Source organism: Variovorax ginsengisoli (assembly GCF_030486595.1).
In the GTDB taxonomy this organism is placed as follows: Bacteria; Pseudomonadota; Gammaproteobacteria; order Burkholderiales; family Burkholderiaceae_C; genus Variovorax; species Variovorax ginsengisoli_B.
This window is the reverse complement of the sequence record NZ_JAUJZH010000005.1, coordinates 188,356-210,362: the sequence shown is the minus strand read 5'-3', so window position 1 is coordinate 210,362 and position 22,007 is coordinate 188,356. Positions and strand designations below refer to the sequence as shown.

Sequence of the window (22,007 nt, the reverse complement as noted above, 5' to 3'; positions counted from 1 at the left end):
CGGCGCGGGTTGCTGCTAGCCGGCGGCGCCGGCCTGCTGGTGCTGGCGGGCTGTGCGAGTCCGGGCGGCGCGCCCGGACCCGGCACCACCACCGAAGCCTGGAGCGGGCGCCTGTCGCTGCGCCTCGAAGGCGACGCCAGCCAGAGCTTCTCGGCGCTGTTCGAACTGCGCGGTGCGCCGCGGGCCGGCGACCTGATCCTCACGAGCCCGATCGGCAGCACCCTGGCCCAGCTCCACTGGGCACCGGGCGAGGCCGTGCTCAGGAACGGCAGCGAAACCCGCCGCTACGACTCGGTCGACGCGCTGATCGAGGCCGCCACCGGCGCCGCGATCCCGGTCGGCGCGCTGTTCGCCTGGCTGGCCGGCCGCGACGAGCAGGTGCCCGGCTGGCGGCCCGACCTGTCGCAAGTGGCCGCGGGCCGCCTGCAAGCCACGCGCGAATCACCGAGGCCCCGGGCCGACCTGCGGATCGTCTTCGAACGCGCATGAAGGCGCTCTACGACCTGCCGGCGCCGGCCAAGCTCAATCTCTTCCTGCACATCACGGGCCGGCGCGCCGACGGCTACCACCTGCTGCAGTCGGTCTTCATGCTGATCGACTGGTGCGACACGCTGCATGTCGAGCGGCGCGCCGATGGCGCGATCAGCCGCGAGGACCTGACCACGCCGCTGCCGGCCGACGACCTGGTCGTGCGCGCGGCCAGGGCCTTGCAAGCCGAGGCGCGAACGACGCTGGGGGCCCACATCGGGGTCGCCAAGCAGGTGCCGGCCCAGGCCGGCATGGGCGGCGGCTCCTCCGACGCAGCCACCTGCCTGCTGGCCCTCAATCGTCTCTGGGGGCTGAACCTGCCGCTCGCGACGCTCGGGCGCATCGGCCTCGCACTGGGCGCCGACGTTCCTTTCTTCCTGCGCGGACGCAACGCCTGGGTCGAGGGAATCGGCGAGATAATCACGCCCGTCGAACTCCCACCGGGCTGCTTCGCGGTCGTGAAACCGCCCGAGGGAATCGATACCCGAGAGATTTTTTCAGCAGAGGATCTGCAACGCGCAACTCCTACTGCTATAATCTCGGGCTTTGCTGCACATAGCGAATCGCGTCAGGGCCAGATCGAAAAAAGATGGGACTTTGGCAGAAACGACCTGCAGCCAGTTGCCCAGCGGCTTTGTCCCGCGGTCACCGAAGCCATCGAATGGCTCGGCCACCAAGGACTCGAAGCGCGGATGACCGGTTCGGGAAGTTCGGTGTTTGCAGCGATGCCGCATGACGCGGAACTCGCCGAGGCCCCCGAGGGCTGGCAGGTTCGCAAATGCAGCAACCTGGCCGTTCACCCCCTCGTGGGTTGGGCGGTCTGAGAAGATAATCAGGTCGCTCACGCGATCTGATGCGACATATATCGGTTGGCGACATTGGTCGTCGACCCGTGTAGGGGAGTCGCCAAGCTGGTTAAGGCACTGGATTTTGATTCCAGCATGCAAAGGTTCGAATCCTTTCTCCCCTGCCAAATTCACTCACGAGAATTTTGGCGGCTCTCCCGAAAGAGCCAATTCGCATTGCCGGGACGCACTCATGCAGGCTCAACACCCTGACTTCATGGTTTTCACCGGCAACGCCAATCCGGGCCTTGCCGCCGAGATCTCGCACAACCTGGGCACTTCGCTGGGTGCCGCGCGGGTCGGTCGCTTCTCCGACGGCGAAGTCACCGTCGAGATCAACCAGAACGTCCGCGCCCGCGACGTGTTCGTGGTCCAGTCGACCTGTGCCCCGACCAACGAAAACCTGATGGAACTGCTCATCATGGTCGACGCGCTCAAGCGCGCATCGGCCGAGCGCATCAGTGCCGTGATCCCCTACTTCGGCTACGCGCGCCAGGACCGCCGTCCGCGCTCCAGCCGGGTGCCGATCTCGGCCAAGGTGGTGGCCAACCTGCTCGAGACCGTGGGCGTGGCCCGGGTGCTCACCATGGACCTGCACGCCGACCAGATCCAGGGCTTCTTCGACATTCCGGTCGACAACATCTACGCCTCGCCGGTCCTGCTGGGCGACCTGCGCCAGAAGAACTACGAAGACCTGATCGTGGTCTCGCCCGACGTCGGCGGCGTGGTGCGTGCCCGGGCGCTGGCCAAGCAGCTCAATTGCGACCTCGCGATCATCGACAAGCGCCGCCCGCGCGCCAACGTGAGCGAAGTCATGCACGTGATCGGCGAGATCGACGGCCGCAACTGCGTGATCATGGACGACATGATCGACACCGCCGGCACGCTGGTGAAGGCGGCCGAAGTCCTGAAGGAACGCGGCGCCAAGAAGGTCTATGCGTATTGCACGCACCCGATCTTCTCGGGCCCCGCCATCGAGCGCATCGCCCAGGGCTCGGCGCTCGACGAAGTGGTCGTGACCAACACGATCCCGCTGTCCGACGCCGCCGTCGGCTGCACCAAGATCCGCCAACTGTCCGTGGCGCCGCTGATCGCCGAAACGATCCAGCGCATCGCCAAGGGCGAGTCGGTGATGAGTTTGTTCTCGGACCAGGAAAACCTGTTCTGAGCAAAGAGCCGGGCTTCCCGCAGCGGAAGCCCATTTTGAAAACCGGAGCCGCACTGGTCGCGGTCGGCTTCCACAGGAGTTATCCATGAAATTCGTCGCTTTTGAGCGCGCCAAGCAGGGCACGGGTGCGAGCCGCCGTCTCCGCATCACGGGCAAGACGCCCGGTATCGTCTACGGTGGCGAAGGCCAGCCGCAACTCATCGAGATCGATCACAACGCGCTGTGGCACGCCCTCAAGAAGGAAGCCTTCCACTCGTCGATCCTCGAGATGGAACTCGCCGGCGCCACCACCAAGGTGCTGCTGCGCGACGTGCAATACCACCCGTTCCGCCAGCTCGTGCAGCACGTCGACTTCCAGCGCGTCGATGCCCGCACCCGCATGACGGTCAAGGTGCCGCTGCACTTCAAGGGTGAAGAAGAGTCGACCGCCGTCAAGCTCGACCACAACCTCGTGAACCACGTGATGAACGAACTCGAAGTCAGCTGCCTGCCGGCCGACCTGCCCGAGTTCATCGAAGTCGACCTGTCGGGCCTGACCAAGAACGCCACCGTGCACGTCAACGACATCAAGCTGCCCAAGGGCGTGAAGTTCGTGAGCCACGGCAAGATCAACCCGGTCGTGGTCTCGGCCGTGCCGCCGCTGGTCGCCGAAGAGCCTGCAGCCGGCGCCGAAGGCGCTCCGGCCGAAGGTGCCGCCGCACCGGCCGCCAAGGCCGACGCCAAGGCACCCGCGAAGAAGAAGTAATCCCGCTTCGCGATCGCGCCTGAACGGCCCGCCCAGTGCGGGCCGTTTTCGTTGGCGCGCCAAGTCACAATCCGTCCTCATGATCAAGCTGTTTGTAGGCCTCGGAAATCCGGGCCCTGAATACGAGGCCACGCGCCACAACGCGGGCTTCTGGTGGATCGACGCACTGGCCCGCGACCTGAAGCTCACGCTGGCGCCCGAGCGCAGCTACCACGGGCTGGTGGCGCGCACCCAGGTCGGCGGCAAGCCGCTCTGGCTGCTCGAGCCGCAGACCTTCATGAACCTTTCGGGCAAGTCGACGGCCGCGCTGGCGCGCTTCTTCAAGATCGAGCCCAGCGAGATCCTGGTCGCGCACGACGAACTCGACGTGGTGCCGGGGCAGGCCAAGCTCAAGTTCGGCGGCAGCCACGCCGGCCACAACGGCCTGCGCGACATCCACGCGCAACTCGGCACCGGCGACTACTGGCGGCTGCGGATCGGCATCGGCCATCCGGGCGTCAAGTCCGAGGTCGTGAACTGGGTGCTCAAGAAGCCGCTGAAGGAACAACGCGAGGCGATCGAGGATGCAATTGTGCGCTCGCTGCATGCTTTTCCGGCCCTGGTGGCCGGCGAGATGGACAAGGCGACCCTGCTCATCCACACGAGCAAGCCGCCGCGCCCCAAACCACCGCGGCGCGAGCCCGGCGACGGGGGTGCACCCGCCGCGGGCTAGCGGAAGCAAGCGAGAAGAAGGAAAGGGAGACAACAAAAAATGAGTCTGTCACAAGCACGAATCGCCACCCGCGGCAGCCTGCTGCTGGCCGGCGCCTGCCTGCACTGGGCCGCCACGGCACAGGGCGCCAGCGGCATCTGGCGCTGCGGCAACAGCTACACCGATCAGCCCTGCGACACCGGCCGGGCCCTGCCGCTCGACGAGGCGCCGGGCGCGGCGCGAAAACGCGAAGCCGACCAGGCGACGCGCGAAGCCCGCGCCGAGGCCCAGCGCATGGAGCGCGATCGCCTGCGGCTCGAAGCCGCGCAGGGTCCCGGGCAGGCGATCCTGATCGACAACGCGCCACGCGCCCGGGCGGCCGCGCCGGAACCCCGTGATGTTTCGATGAAGAAGGGCAAGCCGCGTAAGGACCCGCAGTACCTGAGCCCGCGGGATCCCTCGGCAGCGCCCAAGAAAAAGCGCCCTGCGAAAGACTAGGGCGCCGGGACCGGCCCGGGCTGCGCCGCGGCCCTGGCCGCTTTCTCGGCTGCCAGCCGCTCGAACTTCTGCCACAGCGTCTCGCGCGTCTCGACATGCGCGGGATTGGTCGGGATGCACGCGACCGGGCACACCTGCACGCACTGCGGTTCGTCGAAGTGGCCCACGCATTCGGTGCACTTGTGCGGGTCGATCTCGTAGATCTCCTCGCCCATGTAGATCGCGTCGTTGGGGCACTCCGGCTCGCAGACGTCGCAGTTGATGCATTCGTCGGTGATCATCAAGGCCATGGCCCGATTATCGATGCTCTCGGGCACGGACGTTGCGTGTCGGGTTATGCTGCGCCCCGCCCTATGAGTCTGTTCCTGTTCAAGCGTTTCCTGACCCTGATCGCCACCCTGATCGGCGCCTCGGTCATCGTTTTCCTGGTGCTCGAGATCCTGCCCGGCAATGCCGCCCAGATGCTCATGGGCCCGGACGCCTCACCCGAGGCGGTGGCCGCGCTGGCCGCCAAGCTGGGGCTCGACCAGCCGGCCTGGAGCCGCTACTGGCACTGGATCGGCGGCCTGCTCACCGGCCAGCTCGGCGACAGCTACGCCTACAGCTCGCCGGTCCTCGACCTGATCCTCGAGCGGCTCGCCCTGACCGTGCCGCTGGCGCTGCTGGCGATGGCCTTCACCACGGTGCTGGCGCTGGCGGTCGGCGTGACCGCGGCGGCCCGCCACAACAAGCTCGGCGACGTCGGGCTGATGGGCCTCACGCAGGTCGGCATCGCGATCCCGAATTTCTGGTTCGCGATCCTGCTGATCCTGGTGTTCTCGGTCCAGCTGCAGTGGTTTTCGGCGGGCGGCTTCGAGGGTTGGGGCGAGGGCATCCTGTCCGGGCTCAAGTCGCTGCTGCTGCCGGCCCTGTCGCTGGCCGTGGTGCAGGCCGCGATCCTGGCGCGCATCACGCGCTCGGCGGTGCTGGAGGTGATGCGCGAGGACTTCGTTCGCACCGCCCGCGCCAAGGGCGTGTCGCAGCGGGCGGTGCTCTGGGGCCACGTGCTTCGCAACGCCATGATCCCGGTGGTCACGGTCATGGGCATGCAGTTCTCCGAACTGCTGGCCGGCACCATCGTGGTCGAGAACGTGTTCTACCTGCCCGGCCTGGGCCGGCTGATCTTCCAGGCCATCAGCAACCGCGACCTGATCGTGGTGCGCAACTGCGTGATGCTGCTGGCCGCGATGGTGGTCATCGTCAATTTCGTGGTCGACGTGCTGTATGCCGTGATCGACCCGCGCATCAAGGCTTCCGACATATGAGCGCAGCGCCGGGCCGCCCCAAGCAAGCTCGCGCCCCCTCGGGGGGCAGCGAGGACACGAAGTGCCGAGCGCGGGGGCACGCATGAGCGCAGTACCCGCTGCGGTGCCCAGCGCGGCCGCCTTCAAGGTCCCCGGCTTCTGGCGCCGCGCGCTGCGGCACCGCAGCTTCACGATCGGCGCAGTGCTCAGCCTGCTGCTGGTGGCGGCGGCCGCCGTGTCGCTGGTGTGGACCCCCTGGTCGCCCTACGAGATGGACCTCGCGAGCAAGCTGCAGAAGCCGAGCTGGGCGCACTGGCTCGGCACCGACACCTTCGGCCGCGATGTCGCCTCGCTGCTGCTGGTGGGCGCCCGCGCCTCGATCCTGGTCGGCGTGATCGCCGTCGGCATCGGCCTCACGGTGGGCACCGCGCTCGGCCTGCTCGCTGCAGCTCGCCGCGGCTGGGTCGAGGAAGCGATCATGCGCCTGACCGACTTCACGATGGCCTTCCCGGCGATCCTGTCGGCGATCATGATGACCGCGGTGTTCGGCGCCGGCATCGTCAATGCGATCGTCGCCATCGGCATCTACAACATCCCGACCTTCGCGCGCATCACGCGGGCCTCGGCCAACGCGATCTGGTCGCGCGAGTACGTGGCGGCCGCCCGCGCCTGCGGCAAGGGCGCGTTCGCCATCACGATGCAGCACGTGCTGCCCAACATCTCGGCGGTGCTGATCGTGCAGATCACGATCCGCTTCGCGGTCGCGATCCTGGCCGAGGCGGCGCTGTCCTACCTCGGCCTGGGCACGCAGCCGCCGCAGCCTTCGTGGGGCCGCATGCTGAGCGAGGCCCAGACCATGATGTTCCAGGCCCCCCTGCTGGCCGTGTTCCCCGGCATGGCGATCGCGCTGGCGGTGCTGGGCCTCAACCTGCTGGGCGACGGCCTGCGGGACCTGCTCGATCCCCGCCTTGCGCGCGCCCGCTGAACCTCCCATGCCTCTTCTCGAAGTCAACGACCTTCATGTGCAGCTGCAGACGCAGCGCGGCCCGGCCGAGGCGGTGCGCGGCATCGGCTTCACGCTGGAGCGCGGCGAGACGATGGGCATCGTCGGCGAATCCGGCTGCGGCAAGTCGATCACGGTGCAATCGCTGATGGGCCTGCTGCCGGCCAGCGCCAAGGTCAGCGGCAGCATCCGCTTCGAGGGATGCGAACTGGTCGGCCTGCCCGAGCGCGAGATGTGCAAGCTGCGCGGCGATCGCATCGGCATGATCTTCCAGGAGCCGATGACCGCGCTGAACCCGGTCCACACGATCGCCCGCCAGGTCGGCGAGCCGCTGCGGCTGCACCGCGGCCTCTCGGCCGCCGAGGCGCGCAAGGAGGCGCTGGCGCTGCTCGAGCGCGTCGGCATCCCCGATGCGGCCTCGCGCCTCGACGCCTATCCGCATCAGTTCTCGGGCGGCCAGCGCCAGCGCATCGGCATTGCGATGGCGCTGGCCTGCGGGCCCGACCTGCTGATCGCCGACGAGCCGACCACCGCGCTCGACGTCACGATCCAGAAGCAGATCCTCGAGCTGATCCGCGGCCTGGTCGCGGAGCGCGGGATGGCGTTGATCCTGATCTCGCACGACCTCGGCGTGATCGCCGAGAGCGTCTCGAAGATGCTCGTGATGTACGGCGGCAGCGTGGTCGAGAGCGGGCCGACCGCCGCGGTCTTCGCCGAACGCGCGCATCCGTACACGCAAGGCCTGTTCGCGGCCCGCCCGGCGCTCGGCGCGCCGCGCGGCCTCAAGCTCGCGACCATCCGCGGCAGCGTGCCTGAACTGGTCGACCTGCCGCCGGGCTGTCCGTTCGCGGGACGCTGCCGCTACACGGTCGACGCCTGCGAGGCCACGCGCCCGCCGGCGGTCTCGCTGCCGCGCGACCACCGGGTGCGCTGCATACGGCTCGACGAGATCGCGGCCGTTGCGGGAGCCGCCGCATGACGCAGTTCGATCCGGACCCGAAGTCGGCCGCGCTGCTCGAAGTCACGGACCTGGTGCGCCACTACACGCTGCCGCGCGAGCGGCTGTTCGGCCCGGCGCCGATGGTGAAGGCGCTCAACGGCGTGAGCTTCAGCGTCCGGCCCGGCCAGAGCCTGGGCATCGTCGGCGAATCGGGCTCGGGCAAGTCGACCATCGCGCGGCTCGTGATGGCGCTCGACCGGCCGACTTCCGGTCACGTCAAGCTCCTCGGACGCGACCTGCACGCCTTGCCGAAAGACGCGCTGCGCGCCGCCCGCCGCGATGTCCAGATGGTGTTCCAGGACCCCTACGGCTCGCTCGATCCGCGCCAGACGGTCGCGCGGATCGTCGCCGAGCCGCTCGAAGCGCTGGCCGAGACCAGCCGGGCCGAGCAGCGCGAACGGGCCGGCGAATCGCTGGCCGCCGTCGGCCTGCGCAGCACCGACCTGCACAAGTACCCGCACGAGTTCTCGGGCGGCCAGCGCCAGCGGATCGCCATCGCGCGGGCGCTGATCACGCGGCCGAAGCTGATCGTGGCCGACGAGCCGGTGAGCGCGCTCGACGTCTCGGTGCAGGCCCAGGTGCTCAACCTGATGCAGGACCTGCAGCAGCAGTTCGGCATCAGCTACCTGCTGATCAGCCACGACCTGGCGGTGGTCAACCACCTGTGCGACGAGGTCTGCGTGCTGCATCGCGGCCTCGTGGTCGAGCGTGGCGCGCCGCGGCACCTCTTCGCGCACGCGCAGCATCCCTATACCCGGGCCCTGCTGGACGCCGTGCCGCGCGCCGAACCGCTTGCTTCGGCATGATCGCGCTTGAGCAAATGCTTGCCGCACGGGCGCCGCTTCGCGATGATGTAACACTGTATTTCCCATCCGCCTTTCCCTGGAGTCCTGAACCATGCTGAATCGCCGCACCCTCCTGACCACCGCCGCACTCGCCACCGTGCCGCTCGCGCTGCCGCAGGCCGCACTGGCGCAGGGCCGAAAGGACGCGATGGTGATCGGCATGGCGCTCGAACCGCCGGGCCTGGACCCGACCGCCGGCGCCGCCTCGGCGATCGGCGAGATCGTCCTCTACAACATCCTCGAGACACTGACCAAGATCAACTCCGACGGCAGCGTCACGCCGCTCTTGGCCGAGAGCTGGGAGGTCTCGCCCGACCTGCGCACCTACACCTTCAAGCTGCGCCGCGGCGTCAAGTTCCAGAATGGCGAGCCCTTCAATGCGCAGGCGGTCAAGTTCTCGTTCGACCGCGCCGGCGGCGAGAAGAGCACCAACAAGGACAAGCGCACCTTCGCCAACTTCAGCACCCAGGTGGTCGACGACCACACGGTGGTGATCATCAACAAGGAAATCGACCCCGACCTGCCCTTCGTGCTGGGCCAGGCGACCGCCGTCATCGTCGAGCCCAAGAGCGCCGACACCAACGCCACCAAGCCGGTCGGCACCGGCCCCTACAAGCTCGACAGCTGGAACAAGGGCAGTTCGCTGGTGCTCTCCAAATGGGACGGCTTCCGCAATCCGGGCGCCGCCAAGATCAACAAGGTCAGCTTCCGCTTCATTGCCGACCCGGCGGCCCAGGCCGCCTCGCTGCTGGCCGGCGACGTCGACGCTTTCCCGCGCATCGGCACGCGCGTCGTGCCGCAGTTCAAGAACAACCCGCAGTTCCAGGTCATCCTGAGCGGCTCGCGGGCCAAGACCATCCTGGCGATCAACAACAAGCGCAAGCCCCTGGACGATGTCCGCGTGCGGCGCGCGATCCTGATGGCGATCGACCGCAAGGCCTTGATCGAGGGCGCGGTCGACGGCTTCGGCGTGCCGATCGGCAGCCACTACGTGCCGGGCGCCGCGGGCTATGTCGACACCACCGGCGTGAACCCGTTCAACATCGAGAAGGCCAAGGCGCTGCTGGCCGAGGCCGGCGTGAAGACGCCGCTGGAACTCACGATGACCTTGCCGCCGCCGCCGTATGCGCGCCAGGGCGGCGAGATGATCGTGGCCCAGCTGGCCAAGATCGGCATCAACGTGAAGGTCCAGAACGTCGAATGGGCCCAGTGGCTCAGCGGCACCTACGGCGGCGGCCACGACTTCGACCTCAGCATCGTCTCGCACGTCGAGCCCTTCGACCTCGGCAACTATGCCAAGGCCGACTACTACTGGGGCTACCAGTCGAAGGACTTCAACGCGCTGTTCGACAAGATCAAGACCACCGGCAACGCGGCCGAGCGCAACAAGCTGCTGGGCGACGCCCAGCGCCTGCTGGCCAGCGATGCGGCCAACGGCTTCCTGTTCCAGCCCGTTTGGCCGACCGTGGCGAAGAAGAGCGTGCGGGGGCTGTGGAAGGACATGCCGATCTTCGTCAACGACCTGTCGGCGCTGTCCTGGTCGTGACGGGCGCGCTGCATGACCTGTCGGCGCGCGAACTGATCGCCGGCTACCGCGCCAAGCGCCTCTCTCCGGTCGAGGTGACGCAGTCGGTGCTGGACCACGTCGGGCGCTGGGAGCCGCGGCTGCAGGCCACCTGGCTGCTGCGCCCCGAGGCCGCGCTGGAACAGGCCCGCGCGGCCGAGGCGCGCTGGACCCGCGGCGAGCCGCTGGGCCCGCTCGACGGCGTCCCGACCACGATCAAGGAGAACATCGCGACCCGCGGCGACCCGATGCCGGCCGGCACCGCGGCCACCGACCTGCGGCCGGCGGCGGTCGACGCGCCGCCCGCGGCCCGGCTCAAGGAAGCCGGCGCGGTGATCCTGGCGAAGACCACCATGCCCGACTACGGCATGCTGTCCTCCGGCCTGTCGAGCTTCCATGTGCTGGCGCGCAATCCCTGGGACCTGTCGCGCACGCCGGGCGGATCGAGCGCCGGCGCCGGCGCCGCGGCGGCCGCGGGCTACGGCCCGCTGCACATCGGCACCGACATCGGCGGTTCGCTGCGCCTGCCGGCCGCCTGGTGCGGCATCTTCACGCTCAAGCCCAGCCTGGGCCGGATCCCGATCGACCCGCCCTACATGGGGCGCGCCGCCGGTCCCATGACGCGCACGGTGGCCGACGCGGCGCTGATGATGGCGCCGCTGTCGCTGGCCGACGCGCGCGACAGCATGAGCCTGCCGCCGGAGGCGATCGACTGGTCCGGCTTCGACGTCGGGGTCGAACACCTGCGCGGCCTGCGCATCGGCCTGCTGCTCGACGCCGGCTGCGGCCTGGCGGTGGAGCCCGAGATCCGCGCCGCGGTCGAGCATGCGGCACGGCTCTTCGAACGCGCGGGCGCGATCGTCGAGCCGATGCAGCCCTTCATGACGCAGACCATGCTCGACGGCATGGACCACCTGTGGCGCATGCGCTCGCGGGTCGACATGAACGCGCTGCGCCCCGACCAGCGCGCCAAGGTGCTGCCCTACATCCGGCAGTGGGCCGACAGTGCCGAGGGCTTCAGCGGCGAGCACGTGTTCAGGGCTTTCAGCCAGTTCCACGCGACCCGCGTCGCCGCGGTGGCGGCCTGCGCCGGCTACGACTATGTGATCTCGCCGACCGCACCCAACCTGCCGGCCGCGGCCGAGGCGCCGTCGCCCACCAACGATCCGCTGCGCCCGCTGGAGCACATCGGCTTCACGGTGCCGTTCAACATGTCGGAGCAGCCGGCGGCCTCGATCAACTGCGGCTACAGCAGCGGCGGACTGCCGATCGGATTGCAGATCGCCGGCAGGCGTTTCGACGACCTGGGAGTGCTGAAGGTCTCGCGCGCCTTCGAGCAGATCCGCGACCCGCAGCGGCCCTGGCCCGAACCGCCGCGCGACTGAGCGGCGCGACGCCATGCGCAGCACCGACAGCCTCGGCAATCCGGTCACGCTGGACGACGCGGCGAGCCTGCCGGCGGTCAATGCCTTCGTCGAGGGCTTCATCGCCTGCGAGGCCCGGGCGGTCGACACGCTGGCCGCCGCCCATGACCCGAGCCCGCTGGTGCAGGCCTACTGCGCCACCCTGCACCTGTTTGCCGAATCAAAGGATGCAGTGGCCAACGCGCGCCCCTTCCTCGAACGCGCCCAGGCCGGCGCGTCGCGCGCCACTCCGCGCGAGCAGCGCTACATCGACGCGGTCGCCGCCTGGGCCGCGGGCGACATCGCGCGCGCGATCGCGCTGCACCAGGAGCAGGCACTGGAGCATCCGCGCGACCTGGCCTCGCTCAAGCTCGGCCAGTACCACTGCTTCAACAGCGGCGACTGCCCCGGCATGCTGCGGCTCGCGCTGGCCGCGCTGCCGGCGGCCGGCGACGTCGCGTACCTGCACGGAATGGCCGCCTTCGGCTACGAGCAATGCCACCTGATGCGCGAGGCCGAGGCCAGCGCGCGCCGCGCAATCATGATGCGTCGCAAGGAGCCGTGGGCACACCACGCGCTCGGCCACGTGATGCTGACCGAGGGGCGCCTGGCCGAAGGGCTGGCCGTGATGCGCGCGCTCAGCGACACCTGGGTCGGGCTCAACTCCTTCATGGTCACGCACAACTGGTGGCACGTGGCGCTGTTCCTGATCGACCTCGGCCGTGACGCCGAGGCGCTCGAGGTCTACGACCGTGAGGTCTGGGGCGTGGTCAAGGACTACTCGCAGGACCAGATCGGCGCCGTCTCGTTGCTGGCGCGCTTCGAGCTCGCGGGCATTCCGGTCGAAGATCGCTGGCAGGACCTGGCCAGCCACCTCGCGCAGCGCCTCGACGACCACGTGCTGCCCTTCCTGGACCTGCAATACCTCTACGGCCTGGCACGTGCGGGCCGGGACGAGGCCGACCTGCTGCTGCGCAACATCGAATCCTTCGCACCGCATGCGCCGCCTTCGAGCCGCGATGCCTGGCAGCGGGTCTGCGTGCCGGCGGCGCACGGGCTGCGCGCCCACGCCCGCGGCGACTTCGCGGCGGCGATCGATGGCCTGGGGCTGGCCCTGCCGCGCCTGGTCGAGATCGGCGGCAGCCATGCCCAGCGCGACCTGTTCGAGCAGGTGTACCTCGATGCGCTGGTGCGCCTCGGCACCGAGGCTTCGCTGGCCGGCGCCCAAGGCATCCTGCAGCAGCAGGTCAACCGCCAGCCGGAGTCGCTGCGCTTGAGAAAGCAGGCCGCCGCGGTCTGCGCACGGCTGGGCCTGCCTGCGTTCGGCTGATCAGCCCGCCGCCACCTCGTGCGCGGCCATCTGCTCCAGCGCCTTGACCAATGCGGAATGGTCGAGCTGGTCCCAGCCATGGGCGGCGCAGGACTGCATCAGCTGCGCCGCCGAAGCGGTCTGGGGCAGTGACACGTCCATCTCCTTGGCACCGGCGAGCGCCAGGCTCAGGTCCTTCTGATGCAGCGCGATGCGGAAGCCCGGATTGAAGGTGCGCTTGATCATCCGCTCGCCGTGCACCTCGAGGATGCGGCTGGCCGCGAAGCCGCCCATCAGTGCCTGCCGCACCTTGGCCGGGTCGGCGCCGGCCTTGCTCGCGAACAGCAGCGCCTCGCCGACCGCCGCGATGTTGAGCGCCACGATGATCTGGTTCGCGACCTTGGTGGTCTGGCCGTCGCCGTTGCCGCCGACCAGCGTGATGTTCTTGCCCATGGCCTCGAACAGCGGCCGGGCGCGCTCGAACACGGCCTCGTCGCCGCCCACCATGATCGTCAGGCTGCCCGCCTTGGCGCCGACTTCGCCGCCCGACACCGGCGCGTCGAGGTAGTCGCAGCCGAGTTCATTGATCTTCTTGGCGAAGCGCTTGGTCTCCATCGGCGCGATCGAGCTCATGTCGATCACGGTCTTGCCCTTGGAGAGGCCCGAGGCCACGCCGTCCTCGCCGAACAGCACCTGCTCGACGTCGGGCGTGTCGGGCAGCATCAGGATCACGACCTCGGCCGCGCGCGCGACCTCGGCGTTGGTCTTGCAGACGGTGGCGCCCTGCAGGGCGTCGGGCACCTTGCTGCGCGTGCGCACGACCATCTCGTGGCCGGCCTTCATGAGGTTCTGCGCCATCGGCGCGCCCATGATGCCGAGGCCGATGAATCCGATCTTCATGTGATGTTCCCTTTCAGTAGGTGGAGGAGCCGGGCGCGGCCGGTGCGGCGCGCATCTTGGAAAGCACTTGCTGCGAGCCGGCGGCCATCAGGCGCGCATCCGAGCTCACGGTGACGAACTGGAAGCCCTTGGCGATGCGCGCCAGCGCGCCCTCGGGCGTGCCGTTGTGGATGCCGGCCACCAGGCCGTGCGCCTTGGCGCGCTCGAGGATGTGGTCGATCGCCTGCGCCGCCGGCGGATCGACGTCGTCGAACACCGGTCGGCAGCCGAGGGCCAGCGAGAGGTCCGAGGGACCGATGTAGACCGCGTCCAGCCCCTCGACCGACATGATGGCGTCGAGGTTCTCCAGCGCCTGTGCGGTCTCGATCATCGCGAAGGTGACGATGGTGTCGTTGGCATGCTGGGCGTAGTCGGCGCCGCCGTACAGCGAGGCCCGGATCGGCCCGAAGCTGCGCGTGCCGCGCGGCGCGTAGTGGGTGTAGGCGACCAGCCTGGCAGCCTCGTCGGGCGTGCTGATCATCGGGCAGATGACGCCGTAGGCGCCGGCATCGAGCGCCTTCATGAGTGCGCTCGGGTCCAGCCAGGGTACCCGCACCACCGGCACCGTGTCGGTGGTGGAGATCGCCTGCAGCATCGGGATCATCGACTGGTAGTCGACCACGCCGTGCTGCAGGTCGATGGTCAGCGAATCCCAGCCCTGGTGGGCCATGGTCTCGGCCGAGAAGCCGTTCGGGATCGCGAGCCAGCCGTTGACCGCGGCGCCTCCCGATTTCCATAGTGTTCGCAGGCGGTTCTCTCTCATAGGGACTCCTTGGGGGTCAGCGGTCGAAGGCCGGCCGCTTGGGATCGAATTTCCAGCCGGGAATGAGCGCCTGCATCGCCATCGCATCGTCGCGCGAGCCCAGGCCGTGCTGCTTGTACAACTGGTGCGCCTTCTCGACCTCGACCATGTCGAGCTCGACGCCCAGGCCCGGTTTCTTCGGCACCTGCACGTGGCCGCCGACGATCTGCAGCGGCTCTTTCGTGAGGCGCTGGCCGTCCTGCCAGATCCAGTGCGTATCGATGGCCGTAACACGGCCCGGCGCGGCCGCGCCGACCTGGGTGAACATCGCCAGCGAGACGTCGAAGTGGTTGTTCGAATGCGAGCCCCAGGTCAGGCCCCAGTCGCGGCAGGTCTGGGCCACGCGCACCGACCCGGCCATGGTCCAGAAATGCGGGTCGGCCAGCGGGATGTCGACCGACTGCAGCGCCAGCGCGTGGCTCATCTGGCGCCAGTCGGTGGCGATCATGTTGGTGGCGGTCGGCAGGCCGGTGGCGCGCCGGAACTCGGCCATCACCTCGCGGCCCGAGAAGCCTTCTTCGGCGCCGCAGGGGTCTTCGGCATAGGCGACCACGCCGCGCATCCGCTGGCCCAGGCGGATCGCATCCTTGAGCAGCCAGCCGCCGTTCGGGTCGAGCGTCACGCGCGCTTCGGGGAAGCGCTCGTGCAGCGCGACGATGGCATCGACTTCCTCGTCGCCGCGCAGCACGCCGCCCTTGAGCTTGAAGTCGTTGAAGCCGTACTTGTCGCGCGCCGCCTCGGCCAGTCGCACGATCGCCTCGGGCGTCATCGCCTTCTCGTGGCGCAGGCGGAACCAGTCGTTGTCGGCCTCGGGCTCGCGGGCGTAGGGCAGGTCGCTCTTGTCGCGGTCGCCGACATAGAAGAGGTAGCCCAGCATCTCGACCGCGTCGCGCTGCTGACCTTCGCCGAGCAGCGCCGCGACCGGCACGCCGAGGTGCTGGCCCAGCAGGTCGAGCAGCGCCGACTCGATCGCGGTCACGGCATGGATCGTGGTGCGCAGGTCGAAGGTCTGCAGGCCGCGGCCGCCGGCATCGCGGTCGGCGAACTGCTTTTGCACCTGCTGCATCACGCGCTGGGCGTTGCCGATCGACTGGCCAACCACCAGGTCGCGGGCGTCCTCGAGGGTCTGGCGGATCTTTTCGCCGCCAGGGACTTCACCAACGCCGGTGCGGCCGGCGTTGTCGCTGAGGATCAGCAGGTTGCGGGTGAAGAAGGGGCCGTGGGCGCCGCTCAGGTTGAGCAGCATGCTGTCGCGGCCAGCGACCGGGATGACGCGCAGGTCTGAGACAAGGGGGGTTGAATGCGGCATGGCGGATTTCAAAATGGTTCAGCAGGCTGGTTCGTTCAACATCCGAGGCCAGAAACACCGCGGAACCGGCTTCGTCGGGCCGCTGGTGTTGCCCCCGGTCGGGGGTGGGAGGGCTACACGCAGTGAGCCCGACCTGGGGCGAGCTCAATCGATAGTGATCTTGCCTGTCTCGATCACTTTCTTCCAGCGGGCGGACTCCTGCTGCTGGAACTTGGCGAACTGCTCGGGCGTGTTGGCGACCACCTCCAGGCCGATGGCGGTGAACTGCTGCTTCACGGCTGGGTCGTTCAGCGCCGCGGTCATCGCATCATGCGCCTTGCTGCGCAGCGCCGGCGGCAGGCCCTTGGGCGCGACGATCGCCTGCCACGAATACACCTCGAGGTTCTTGACACCGGCCTCGGCTGTGGTCGGCACGTCGGGCAGTACCGGCGAACGCTTGTCGCCGGTGACCGCGAGCGCCCGCAGCTTGCCGGCGTTGATGTTCTGCACCACCGCATTGACGTTCTGGAACGAGGCATCGACCTGGCCGCCGAGCAGGTCGGTGATCGCCGGCGCGCCGCCCTTGTAGGGGACATGGAGGCCCTGGGTGCCGGTCTGCTGCCAGAACAGTTCGGCCGTGAGATGGTCGCTGGAGCCGTTGCCCGACGACGCGAAGGTCATCTTGCCGGGATGCGCCTTCAGGTTGGCGATCACCTCGGCCACCGTCTTGAACGGCGACTTGGCGGGGACCACCAGCACGTTGGGCGCCTGCACCGCCACTGTGATGGGGTCGAAATCCTTCAGGGCGTCGTACTGCATGCCCTTGATCAGGTGCGGCGCGATCACCAGCGGGCCCAGGGAAGTCACGAGGAAGGTGGCGCCGTCGGGTGCGGCCCGCTTCACGAAGGTGGCGCCGATGGTGCCGGTGGCCCCGGCCTTGTTGTCGACCAGGAAGGACTGGCCCAGCTTCTCGCCGAGCCGGGGCGAGATGGCACGCGCCACCATGTCGGTCGATCCGCCGGCCGGGAACGGGACCACCAGCGTGACGGGTTTCTGGGGCCAGTCCTGGGCCTGGGCGCCGAGGGCCGCGAGGCCGAGCGCGAGGGTGCCGAGCAATCGTTTCATGTCTGTCTCCTGCGGATGAATGGAAATGGTAGCGCTACCTTCGGATGCCGAATGATAGCGCTACCTTTTCAAAACGACTGCTAGGGGTTTGTACTGATCAGGCGCTCTGGCGCTCGATGATCGAGAAGCCGATGTCCACCACCCGCGGGCCGCGCTGGCCGCCTTCGGCCCGCTCGACGATGAACTGCGCCGCCTGCCGGCCGATGGCTGTGCCGTCGATCCGCACCGTCGTCAGGGCCGGGTGGAGATCGGCGGCGAATTCGAGGTCGCCGAAGCCGACCACCGCCAGCTGCCCTGGCACCGCGATGCCGCGCGCCTGCGCCTGGGTCATGACGCCGAGCGCGAGCAGGTCCGAGCTGCAGAACACGGCGTCGATGCCCGGCGCGTCGCGCAGCACTTCGGCGAGCGCCGCGCGGCCGCTCTTGAGCGTGGTCGGGGCCGGCACCCGCACCACGGCCACCTCGGGCAGGCCGAGAGCCCGCGCGCTGTCCTGGAAGGCCTGCAGCCGGCGGAACGCGCGCTCGTCGTCGCCGGCGATCGCCGCCAGCCGGCGCCGGCCGCGGGCATGGAGGAACTCGGACACCGCGCGGCCGACTGCGGGATGCGAGAAGCCGACCAGCATGTCGAGCGGCGTCGGCGTCAGGTCCCAGGTCTCGACCACCGGGATGCCGGCCGCCAGCAGGCGCTTGCGGCCCTCGGTCGAATGCATGATGCCGGTCAGCACGATGCCGTCGGGACGGCGGCCGATGATGGCCTCGAGCAGCGCGTCCTCGCGCGAATCGACATAGCCGCTCTGGCCCAGCATCAACTGGTAGCCGCGCTCGGCCAGCGCCTGGGTCAGCGCCTGGACCGTCTGCAGGAACACCGGGCCGGCGATGGTCGGCACCACCGCCGCCACCAGCCGGCTGCGGGTGGACGCCAGCCCGCCGGCCAGCACGTTGCGCACGTAGCCGGTGCGCTCGACGGCCGCGGTGACCTTCTGCAGCACCTCGGCCGACACCTGCCGGGGACTGCTCAGCGCGCGCGAAGCCGTGATCGGCGCGACGCCGGCCAGCTTGGCGACATCGTGCAGCGTGACCGCGCCGCTGCCGCGGCGGGCCCGTCGAACCGGAGGTTCCTCATTGCTCATGGCCCGGATTCTAGGCCCGCGGTAGCGCTACCGATCCAGCCCCACCGCCCGGTGCCCGATCTCGAAATCGTTGCGGCCGCTGCGGTCGGTGCCGCGCAGCAGCCACAGCGGGCGGCGGGCGAAATCGACCGCCACGCCGCTCTTGCCGTCGACCGGCCGCAGATCACGCTGGAACACCGAGGTCGCGGGCATGTAGCGTAGGGCGACGCCGGTTCGGCGTTTCGCAGAGGTGTTGGCCTGGGCGCCGTGAATCATGTAGACGTCGTGCAGCGACATCTGGCCCGGCTGCAGTTCGAGGTCGACCGCGGAGGCCTCGTCGAAGCTTCCCGCCGACAGGCGCTGGTTGAGGGTCAGGTCGGTGCGATCTTCATGCAGGTGCTCGTGCAGCACCTGGCTGCGGTGCGAGCGGGGTATGACGCGCAGGCAGCCGTTCTCGACCGTCGAAGCTTCCAGCGCCACCCAGACCGTGCAGTTGGCCAACGGCCGGATCGGCCAGTAGTGGCCGTCCTGGTGCCAGGGGGTTTCGTAGCCTTCGGCGGCCGGCTTGCAGAACACGTGGCAGCCCCACAGGATCACGTCGTCGCCGATCACGCCCGACACCAGTTCGACGATCTCGGGGTCCATCGCCAGTTCGAGAAAGCGCCGGCTGCCGCGCACGCCCTCGCCGTTGTCGCCCTCGACATGTGCCGAGACCAGCTTCTCGGGACGCACGCCGGGGTTGTTGCGGATCAGTTCGTCGAGCGCCTCGCGCATCGTCGCGACCCGCGCCTCGGGCAGCCGGAACTGCGGGATCACCCAGCCTTCGGACTGGTACTGCGCGATCTCTCGTGCGGACAGTTGCGCCATGTGTGCACCTCGTGGAGGCGCCCATTATGGGCAGATCAGCCGCCGTAGCCAGGCGGCGGGACGAAGCCGCCGAAGGCGCGCTCCACGGCCTCGGCGAAGGCGATGGTCGTGCGGTCCTCCAGGTACGGGCCGATGATCTGCACGCCGACCGGCAGCCCCTCCTCGCTCAGGCCGATCGGCATCGCGGTCGCGGGCAGCCCGGTCAGCGTCGCCAGGCTCGACCAGGGCGACTGGTCCTTGTAGGCGATCTCGTGGTCGTCGATCCGCAGCCGCCGGGTCTCCATCTCGCCCGGATCGTGCGGGAAGGCCGGCGTCGGCGACACCGGGCACAGCACCACGTCCCACTGGGCGAACAAGGCGCGCCACCGGTGCGCCGTGGCGGCGCGCATGCGATCGGCGTGAATCCAGTCGCGATGGCTGATCCCCGCTTCGGCGCCCGGCATGTCCGCACCGAGCTGGGCCCACAAGAGCTGGCCCCAGAGCGACGCCACCCGGGCCAGGTCGGGCAGCAGCGGGCTGCCGCGCTCGACCCGGCAGCCGGCGCGCGCCAGGCCGTCGGCCAGACGCTGCAAGGCCGAACGGACCGCCGCGGAGGTCGGCACCAGCGGATGGGTGTCGAGCAACAGCACGCGGAAATCCGCCAGCGCGGCATGGCGCGACGGCGGCAGCGCCAGCCGGTACGCAATCGCCTGCGCATCGTCCGGGCCGGCGATGGCATCGAGCGCCAGCGCCAGGTCGGCGGCGCTGCGCGCCATCGGGCCGACCACCGCGAGGTCGACCCAGGGGTCGGCCGACAGGGCCGGCGTGCCCGGCGGCGCGCTGCCGCGCATCGGCACCAGTCCGTGCGTGGGCTTGTGCGCGAAGACGCCGCAGAAATGGGCCGGCACGCGCAGCGAGCCGACCAGGTCGGAGCCGAACTCGAGCGACACGTAGCCCGCCGCCAGCGCCGCCGCACCGCCGCCCGACGAGCCGCCGGGCGTGCGCGCCAGGTCCCAGGGATTGTTGGTGCGGCCGTAGACCGGATTGCTCGACTGCCAGTCCGCCAGCTGCATCGCCACGTTGGTCTTGCCGATGACGATGGCGCCGGCCGCCTTGAGCCGGCGCACCAGCACCGCGTCCTCGGCCGCGGGCGGCTGCCCGGTGCCGGGGATGCCCCAGGTGGTCGGCAGGCCCTCGACGTTGAAGGCCTCCTTGACCGTGACCGGTACGCCCAGCAGCGGGCGGCGATCGCCCCGCGCCAGCGCGGCATCGGCGGCCAGCGCGGCCACGCGGGCACGCTCGAAATCGCGCACTGCGACGGCGTTGAGCGCCGGGTCGAACTGTTCGATTCGCGCGATGGAATCCGCCAGCAGTGTGGCTGCGGAGGTCTTGCCGGAATGCAGGGCTTCGACGAGTTCGCGGGTGGTCGCGTAGGGCATGGGAGCGGGCTCCTCTAGTCAGTTGAGGACAGAGCAAAAACTGCTGCGCAGTTCTTGGTCTGTCCCGCAAAGTCTCAGGAATGCCGCCGCTGGTCGTACGTAGGCTGCTCCGGCAGGTCAGCCAGATGCCGCGTATCGGCCCAGTCGACGATCTCGATCTGGTCGGGCTTCGCGGCCTCGGCGATGCGGATTCGGTTGAAGCCGGCATTGGGAATGTCGCTCTGGCGCGGCCCGTTGAGTCCCAGCCCGCGCGCGGTGCGCCAGACCATGTCGAGCACGCCGCCGTGGGTGACCACCAAAAGCCGCTGCCCCGTGTTGGCGGTCGCGATGCGGCCCAGCGCCTCGATGATGCGGGCGTGGAACTGGCGCGGCGATTCGCCTTCGGGCATCGCATGGTCCTCGCTGAACTTCAGCCAGTCCTCCCAGGCACGCGGATGCCGGGCCTGGATCTCTTCGGCGCGCATCCCCTCGACGATGCCGAAGTTCTGCTCGCGCAGCGAGACGGTGGTGAGGATCTCGAGCCCGAGCTGCCGCGCGGCCGGCGCCGCGGTCTGCTGCGCCCGCATCAGGTCGCTGCTGATCAGCTGCTGCACCGGTTCGCCGGCCAGGCGCAGCCCGAGGCGGCGCGCCTGCTCGTGACCCATGTCGTTGAGGGGCACGTCGATGTGGCCCTGGAAACGCAGCTCGCGGTTCCAGTCGGTCTCGCCGTGGCGGATCAGGATGAGTTCGGTGGGAGTGGACATAGGCAGGGTCTATTCTCCCCGCAGCCGGTGTCAGGCACGCGACCGTTCGCGGCTTCACCGAGAATCCGGGCATGCCAAGCCTCGTGTTGCTCCCCGGACTCGCCTGCGACGAACGCCTCTGGGAGGCCCAGCGGCCGGCCCTGCCCCCGGCGCTCGATGTCCGCGTGAGCGACGCCCACATGCGCTGCGACCGCATCGAGACCATGGCCGCCGCCGTGCTGGCCGACCACCCGGGCTCGCTGATCCTCTGCGGAGCCTCGATGGGCGGCATGGTCGCGATGGAGGTCGCGCGGCAGGCGCCCGCGCGCATCGCCGGGCTGGCCCTGCTCGGCACCAACGCGCGCGCCGAAACGCCCGAGATGTTCGAACTGCGGCGTTCGGCGATCGAGCTGTTCGAGAACGGCGAGGCCCGCGACGTGATCGAGCTGAACGCCGGCTTCGCCTTCCACAGCTCGCGCGGCGGCGATGCCCCACTGCTGCGGCGCTACGTCGAACTGGTGCTCGATGCCGGCGCGGCGCAACTGGTGCGGCAGAACCGAGCCCTGATGGCGCGCCCGGACGCCCGCCCCCACCTGCCCTCGCTGCGCTGTCCGGTGCTGGTGATGTGCGGCGACGGCGATCGCCTGACGCCACCCGAGTGCTCGAGCGAGATCGCCGGCCTGGTGCCGCAGGCCGAGCTGGTCTGGGTCCCGCAATGCGGCCACATGCTCACGATGGAGCGGCCGGAGCTCGTCAACGCCACGCTGGGGCCCTGGCTGCAGCGCCTGCTGGTCGCGCCATAGGTCCGATGTTCGGGGTGGGCTCACGCCGACGATGGGCTCTGCTCCGCAAATGT

The 22,007-nt window shown here is 69.4% G+C and carries 23 protein-coding genes and 1 tRNA gene; 15 read left to right on the top strand and 9 right to left on the bottom strand.

Features of this window, described 5'->3' with window-relative positions; translation table 11 throughout:
* The first annotated feature begins 9 nt into the window (after positions 1–9).
* The 7 genes from QZH52_RS09445 (at position 10) to QZH52_RS09415 (ending at position 4,475) form a co-directional block, all read left to right on the top strand.
* Positions 10–489, top strand: coding sequence for a lipoprotein insertase outer membrane protein LolB (locus QZH52_RS09445; RefSeq protein ID WP_301807265.1), 480 nt, complete (start codon positions 10–12; stop codon positions 487–489).
* Positions 486–1,352 (top strand): 4-(cytidine 5'-diphospho)-2-C-methyl-D-erythritol kinase, encoded by an 867-nt coding sequence (gene ispE, locus QZH52_RS09440; protein WP_301807261.1) that lies wholly within the window; start codon positions 486–488, stop codon positions 1,350–1,352. The genes QZH52_RS09445 and ispE overlap by 4 nt, the downstream gene beginning before the upstream one ends.
* 72 nt (positions 1,353–1,424) lie before the next feature.
* Positions 1,425–1,501, top strand: a tRNA-Gln gene (locus QZH52_RS09435).
* 65 nt (positions 1,502–1,566) lie between these two features.
* Complete coding sequence (locus QZH52_RS09430) at positions 1,567–2,541, top strand: ribose-phosphate pyrophosphokinase (RefSeq protein ID WP_286506086.1); 975 nt, start codon at positions 1,567–1,569, stop codon at positions 2,539–2,541.
* A gap of 85 nt (positions 2,542–2,626) precedes the next feature.
* Positions 2,627–3,286 (top strand): 50S ribosomal protein L25/general stress protein Ctc, encoded by a 660-nt coding sequence (locus QZH52_RS09425; protein ID WP_286534711.1) that lies wholly within the window; start codon positions 2,627–2,629, stop codon positions 3,284–3,286.
* Positions 3,287–3,365: 79 nt separating this feature from the next.
* Positions 3,366–3,998: an aminoacyl-tRNA hydrolase gene (pth, locus tag QZH52_RS09420; protein WP_301807257.1), complete on the top strand. Its 633-nt coding sequence runs from the start codon at positions 3,366–3,368 to the stop codon at positions 3,996–3,998.
* 39 nt (positions 3,999–4,037) lie between these two features.
* On the top strand, positions 4,038–4,475 hold the full coding sequence (locus QZH52_RS09415; protein WP_301807254.1) for a hypothetical protein: 438 nt from the start codon (positions 4,038–4,040) through the stop codon (positions 4,473–4,475).
* Here QZH52_RS09415 and QZH52_RS09410 read toward each other — a convergent pair.
* On the bottom strand, positions 4,472–4,765 hold the full coding sequence (locus QZH52_RS09410) for a YfhL family 4Fe-4S dicluster ferredoxin (RefSeq protein ID WP_286534714.1): 294 nt from the start codon (positions 4,763–4,765) through the stop codon (positions 4,472–4,474). The genes QZH52_RS09415 and QZH52_RS09410 overlap by 4 nt on opposite strands.
* A gap of 63 nt (positions 4,766–4,828) precedes the next feature.
* Here QZH52_RS09410 and QZH52_RS09405 point away from each other — a divergent pair, with 63 nt between their 5' ends.
* From QZH52_RS09405 to QZH52_RS09375, 7 genes are all read left to right on the top strand, one after another.
* The gene (locus tag QZH52_RS09405; protein ID WP_286534715.1) at positions 4,829–5,779 is read left to right on the top strand and encodes an ABC transporter permease; all 951 of its coding nucleotides are present in this window, start codon (positions 4,829–4,831) and stop codon (positions 5,777–5,779) included.
* Between the two features lie 82 nt (positions 5,780–5,861).
* Complete coding sequence (locus tag QZH52_RS09400) at positions 5,862–6,743, top strand: ABC transporter permease (RefSeq protein ID WP_301807249.1); 882 nt, start codon at positions 5,862–5,864, stop codon at positions 6,741–6,743.
* Positions 6,744–6,750: 7 nt separating this feature from the next.
* Positions 6,751–7,740, top strand: coding sequence for an ABC transporter ATP-binding protein (locus tag QZH52_RS09395; protein ID WP_301807246.1), 990 nt, complete (start codon positions 6,751–6,753; stop codon positions 7,738–7,740).
* Complete coding sequence (locus QZH52_RS09390) at positions 7,737–8,567, top strand: ATP-binding cassette domain-containing protein (RefSeq protein ID WP_301807243.1); 831 nt, start codon at positions 7,737–7,739, stop codon at positions 8,565–8,567. Before QZH52_RS09395 ends, QZH52_RS09390 begins: the two co-directional genes overlap by 4 nt.
* A 91-nt stretch (positions 8,568–8,658) precedes the next feature.
* Positions 8,659–10,152, top strand: a complete 1,494-nt coding sequence (locus tag QZH52_RS09385; protein WP_301807240.1) for an ABC transporter substrate-binding protein — start codon at positions 8,659–8,661, stop codon at positions 10,150–10,152.
* Positions 10,149–11,555 carry an amidase gene (locus QZH52_RS09380; protein ID WP_301807237.1) on the top strand — a complete coding sequence of 469 codons (1,407 nt, stop codon included), beginning with the start codon at positions 10,149–10,151 and terminating at the stop codon, positions 11,553–11,555. Before QZH52_RS09385 ends, QZH52_RS09380 begins: the two co-directional genes overlap by 4 nt.
* Positions 11,556–11,568: 13 nt before the next feature.
* A complete protein-coding gene (locus QZH52_RS09375; protein WP_301807235.1) occupies positions 11,569–12,903 on the top strand; it encodes a tetratricopeptide repeat protein in 1,335 nt (444 codons plus the stop codon).
* On the opposite strand, the gene glxR is transcribed toward QZH52_RS09375, so the two are convergent.
* The 8 genes from glxR to QZH52_RS09335 all read right to left on the bottom strand — a co-directional run bounded on the left by glxR (position 12,904) and on the right by QZH52_RS09335 (position 21,172).
* The gene (glxR, locus tag QZH52_RS09370; protein ID WP_286534722.1) at positions 12,904–13,782 is read right to left on the bottom strand and encodes a 2-hydroxy-3-oxopropionate reductase; all 879 of its coding nucleotides are present in this window, start codon (positions 13,780–13,782) and stop codon (positions 12,904–12,906) included.
* Between the two features lie 13 nt (positions 13,783–13,795).
* On the bottom strand, positions 13,796–14,584 hold the full coding sequence (locus QZH52_RS09365; RefSeq protein ID WP_301807227.1) for an HpcH/HpaI aldolase family protein: 789 nt from the start codon (positions 14,582–14,584) through the stop codon (positions 13,796–13,798).
* 16 nt (positions 14,585–14,600) lie between these two features.
* Positions 14,601–15,932, bottom strand: a complete 1,332-nt coding sequence (gene gudD, locus QZH52_RS09360; protein ID WP_301807225.1) for a glucarate dehydratase — start codon at positions 15,930–15,932, stop codon at positions 14,601–14,603.
* Between the two features lie 144 nt (positions 15,933–16,076).
* Positions 16,077–17,036 carry a Bug family tripartite tricarboxylate transporter substrate binding protein gene (locus QZH52_RS09355; protein WP_301807223.1) on the bottom strand — a complete coding sequence of 320 codons (960 nt, stop codon included), beginning with the start codon at positions 17,034–17,036 and terminating at the stop codon, positions 16,077–16,079.
* A gap of 97 nt (positions 17,037–17,133) precedes the next feature.
* Positions 17,134–18,165: a LacI family DNA-binding transcriptional regulator gene (locus tag QZH52_RS09350; RefSeq protein ID WP_301807219.1), complete on the bottom strand. Its 1,032-nt coding sequence runs from the start codon at positions 18,163–18,165 to the stop codon at positions 17,134–17,136.
* A gap of 27 nt (positions 18,166–18,192) precedes the next feature.
* On the bottom strand, positions 18,193–19,011 hold the full coding sequence (locus tag QZH52_RS09345; RefSeq protein WP_301807218.1) for a phytanoyl-CoA dioxygenase family protein: 819 nt from the start codon (positions 19,009–19,011) through the stop codon (positions 18,193–18,195).
* 35 nt (positions 19,012–19,046) lie between these two features.
* Positions 19,047–20,429 (bottom strand): amidase family protein, encoded by a 1,383-nt coding sequence (locus QZH52_RS09340; RefSeq protein ID WP_301807216.1) that lies wholly within the window; start codon positions 20,427–20,429, stop codon positions 19,047–19,049.
* Between the two features lie 74 nt (positions 20,430–20,503).
* Positions 20,504–21,172: a histidine phosphatase family protein gene (locus tag QZH52_RS09335; protein WP_301807214.1), complete on the bottom strand. Its 669-nt coding sequence runs from the start codon at positions 21,170–21,172 to the stop codon at positions 20,504–20,506.
* A gap of 71 nt (positions 21,173–21,243) precedes the next feature.
* Here QZH52_RS09335 and QZH52_RS09330 point away from each other — a divergent pair, with 71 nt between their 5' ends.
* A complete protein-coding gene (locus QZH52_RS09330) occupies positions 21,244–21,954 on the top strand; it encodes an alpha/beta fold hydrolase (RefSeq protein WP_301807211.1) in 711 nt (236 codons plus the stop codon).
* Positions 21,955–22,007 lie beyond the last annotated feature (53 nt).

Excerpts from the sequence above, each read along its gene's own strand:
- ispE (WP_301807261.1), top strand. The coding sequence starts at position 486 with ATGAAGGCGCTCTACGACCTGCCGGCGCCGGCCAAGCTCAATCTCTTC.
- QZH52_RS09430 (WP_286506086.1), top strand. The coding sequence starts at position 1,567 with ATGCAGGCTCAACACCCTGACTTCATGGTTTTCACCGGCAACGCCAAT.
- QZH52_RS09425 (WP_286534711.1), top strand. The coding sequence starts at position 2,627 with ATGAAATTCGTCGCTTTTGAGCGCGCCAAGCAGGGCACGGGTGCGAGC.
- pth (WP_301807257.1), top strand. The coding sequence starts at position 3,366 with ATGATCAAGCTGTTTGTAGGCCTCGGAAATCCGGGCCCTGAATACGAG.
- QZH52_RS09415 (WP_301807254.1), top strand. The coding sequence starts at position 4,038 with ATGAGTCTGTCACAAGCACGAATCGCCACCCGCGGCAGCCTGCTGCTG.
- QZH52_RS09410 (WP_286534714.1), bottom strand. The coding sequence starts at position 4,765 with ATGGCCTTGATGATCACCGACGAATGCATCAACTGCGACGTCTGCGAG.
- QZH52_RS09405 (WP_286534715.1), top strand. The coding sequence starts at position 4,829 with ATGAGTCTGTTCCTGTTCAAGCGTTTCCTGACCCTGATCGCCACCCTG.
- QZH52_RS09400 (WP_301807249.1), top strand. The coding sequence starts at position 5,862 with ATGAGCGCAGTACCCGCTGCGGTGCCCAGCGCGGCCGCCTTCAAGGTC.
- QZH52_RS09395 (WP_301807246.1), top strand. The coding sequence starts at position 6,751 with ATGCCTCTTCTCGAAGTCAACGACCTTCATGTGCAGCTGCAGACGCAG.
- QZH52_RS09390 (WP_301807243.1), top strand. The coding sequence starts at position 7,737 with ATGACGCAGTTCGATCCGGACCCGAAGTCGGCCGCGCTGCTCGAAGTC.
- QZH52_RS09385 (WP_301807240.1), top strand. The coding sequence starts at position 8,659 with ATGCTGAATCGCCGCACCCTCCTGACCACCGCCGCACTCGCCACCGTG.
- QZH52_RS09375 (WP_301807235.1), top strand. The coding sequence starts at position 11,569 with ATGCGCAGCACCGACAGCCTCGGCAATCCGGTCACGCTGGACGACGCG.
- glxR (WP_286534722.1), bottom strand. The coding sequence starts at position 13,782 with ATGAAGATCGGATTCATCGGCCTCGGCATCATGGGCGCGCCGATGGCG.
- QZH52_RS09365 (WP_301807227.1), bottom strand. The coding sequence starts at position 14,584 with ATGAGAGAGAACCGCCTGCGAACACTATGGAAATCGGGAGGCGCCGCG.
- gudD (WP_301807225.1), bottom strand. The coding sequence starts at position 15,932 with ATGCCGCATTCAACCCCCCTTGTCTCAGACCTGCGCGTCATCCCGGTC.
- QZH52_RS09355 (WP_301807223.1), bottom strand. The coding sequence starts at position 17,036 with ATGAAACGATTGCTCGGCACCCTCGCGCTCGGCCTCGCGGCCCTCGGC.
- QZH52_RS09350 (WP_301807219.1), bottom strand. The coding sequence starts at position 18,165 with ATGAGCAATGAGGAACCTCCGGTTCGACGGGCCCGCCGCGGCAGCGGC.
- QZH52_RS09345 (WP_301807218.1), bottom strand. The coding sequence starts at position 19,011 with ATGGCGCAACTGTCCGCACGAGAGATCGCGCAGTACCAGTCCGAAGGC.
- QZH52_RS09340 (WP_301807216.1), bottom strand. The coding sequence starts at position 20,429 with ATGCCCTACGCGACCACCCGCGAACTCGTCGAAGCCCTGCATTCCGGC.
- QZH52_RS09335 (WP_301807214.1), bottom strand. The coding sequence starts at position 21,172 with ATGTCCACTCCCACCGAACTCATCCTGATCCGCCACGGCGAGACCGAC.
- QZH52_RS09330 (WP_301807211.1), top strand. The coding sequence starts at position 21,244 with ATGCCAAGCCTCGTGTTGCTCCCCGGACTCGCCTGCGACGAACGCCTC.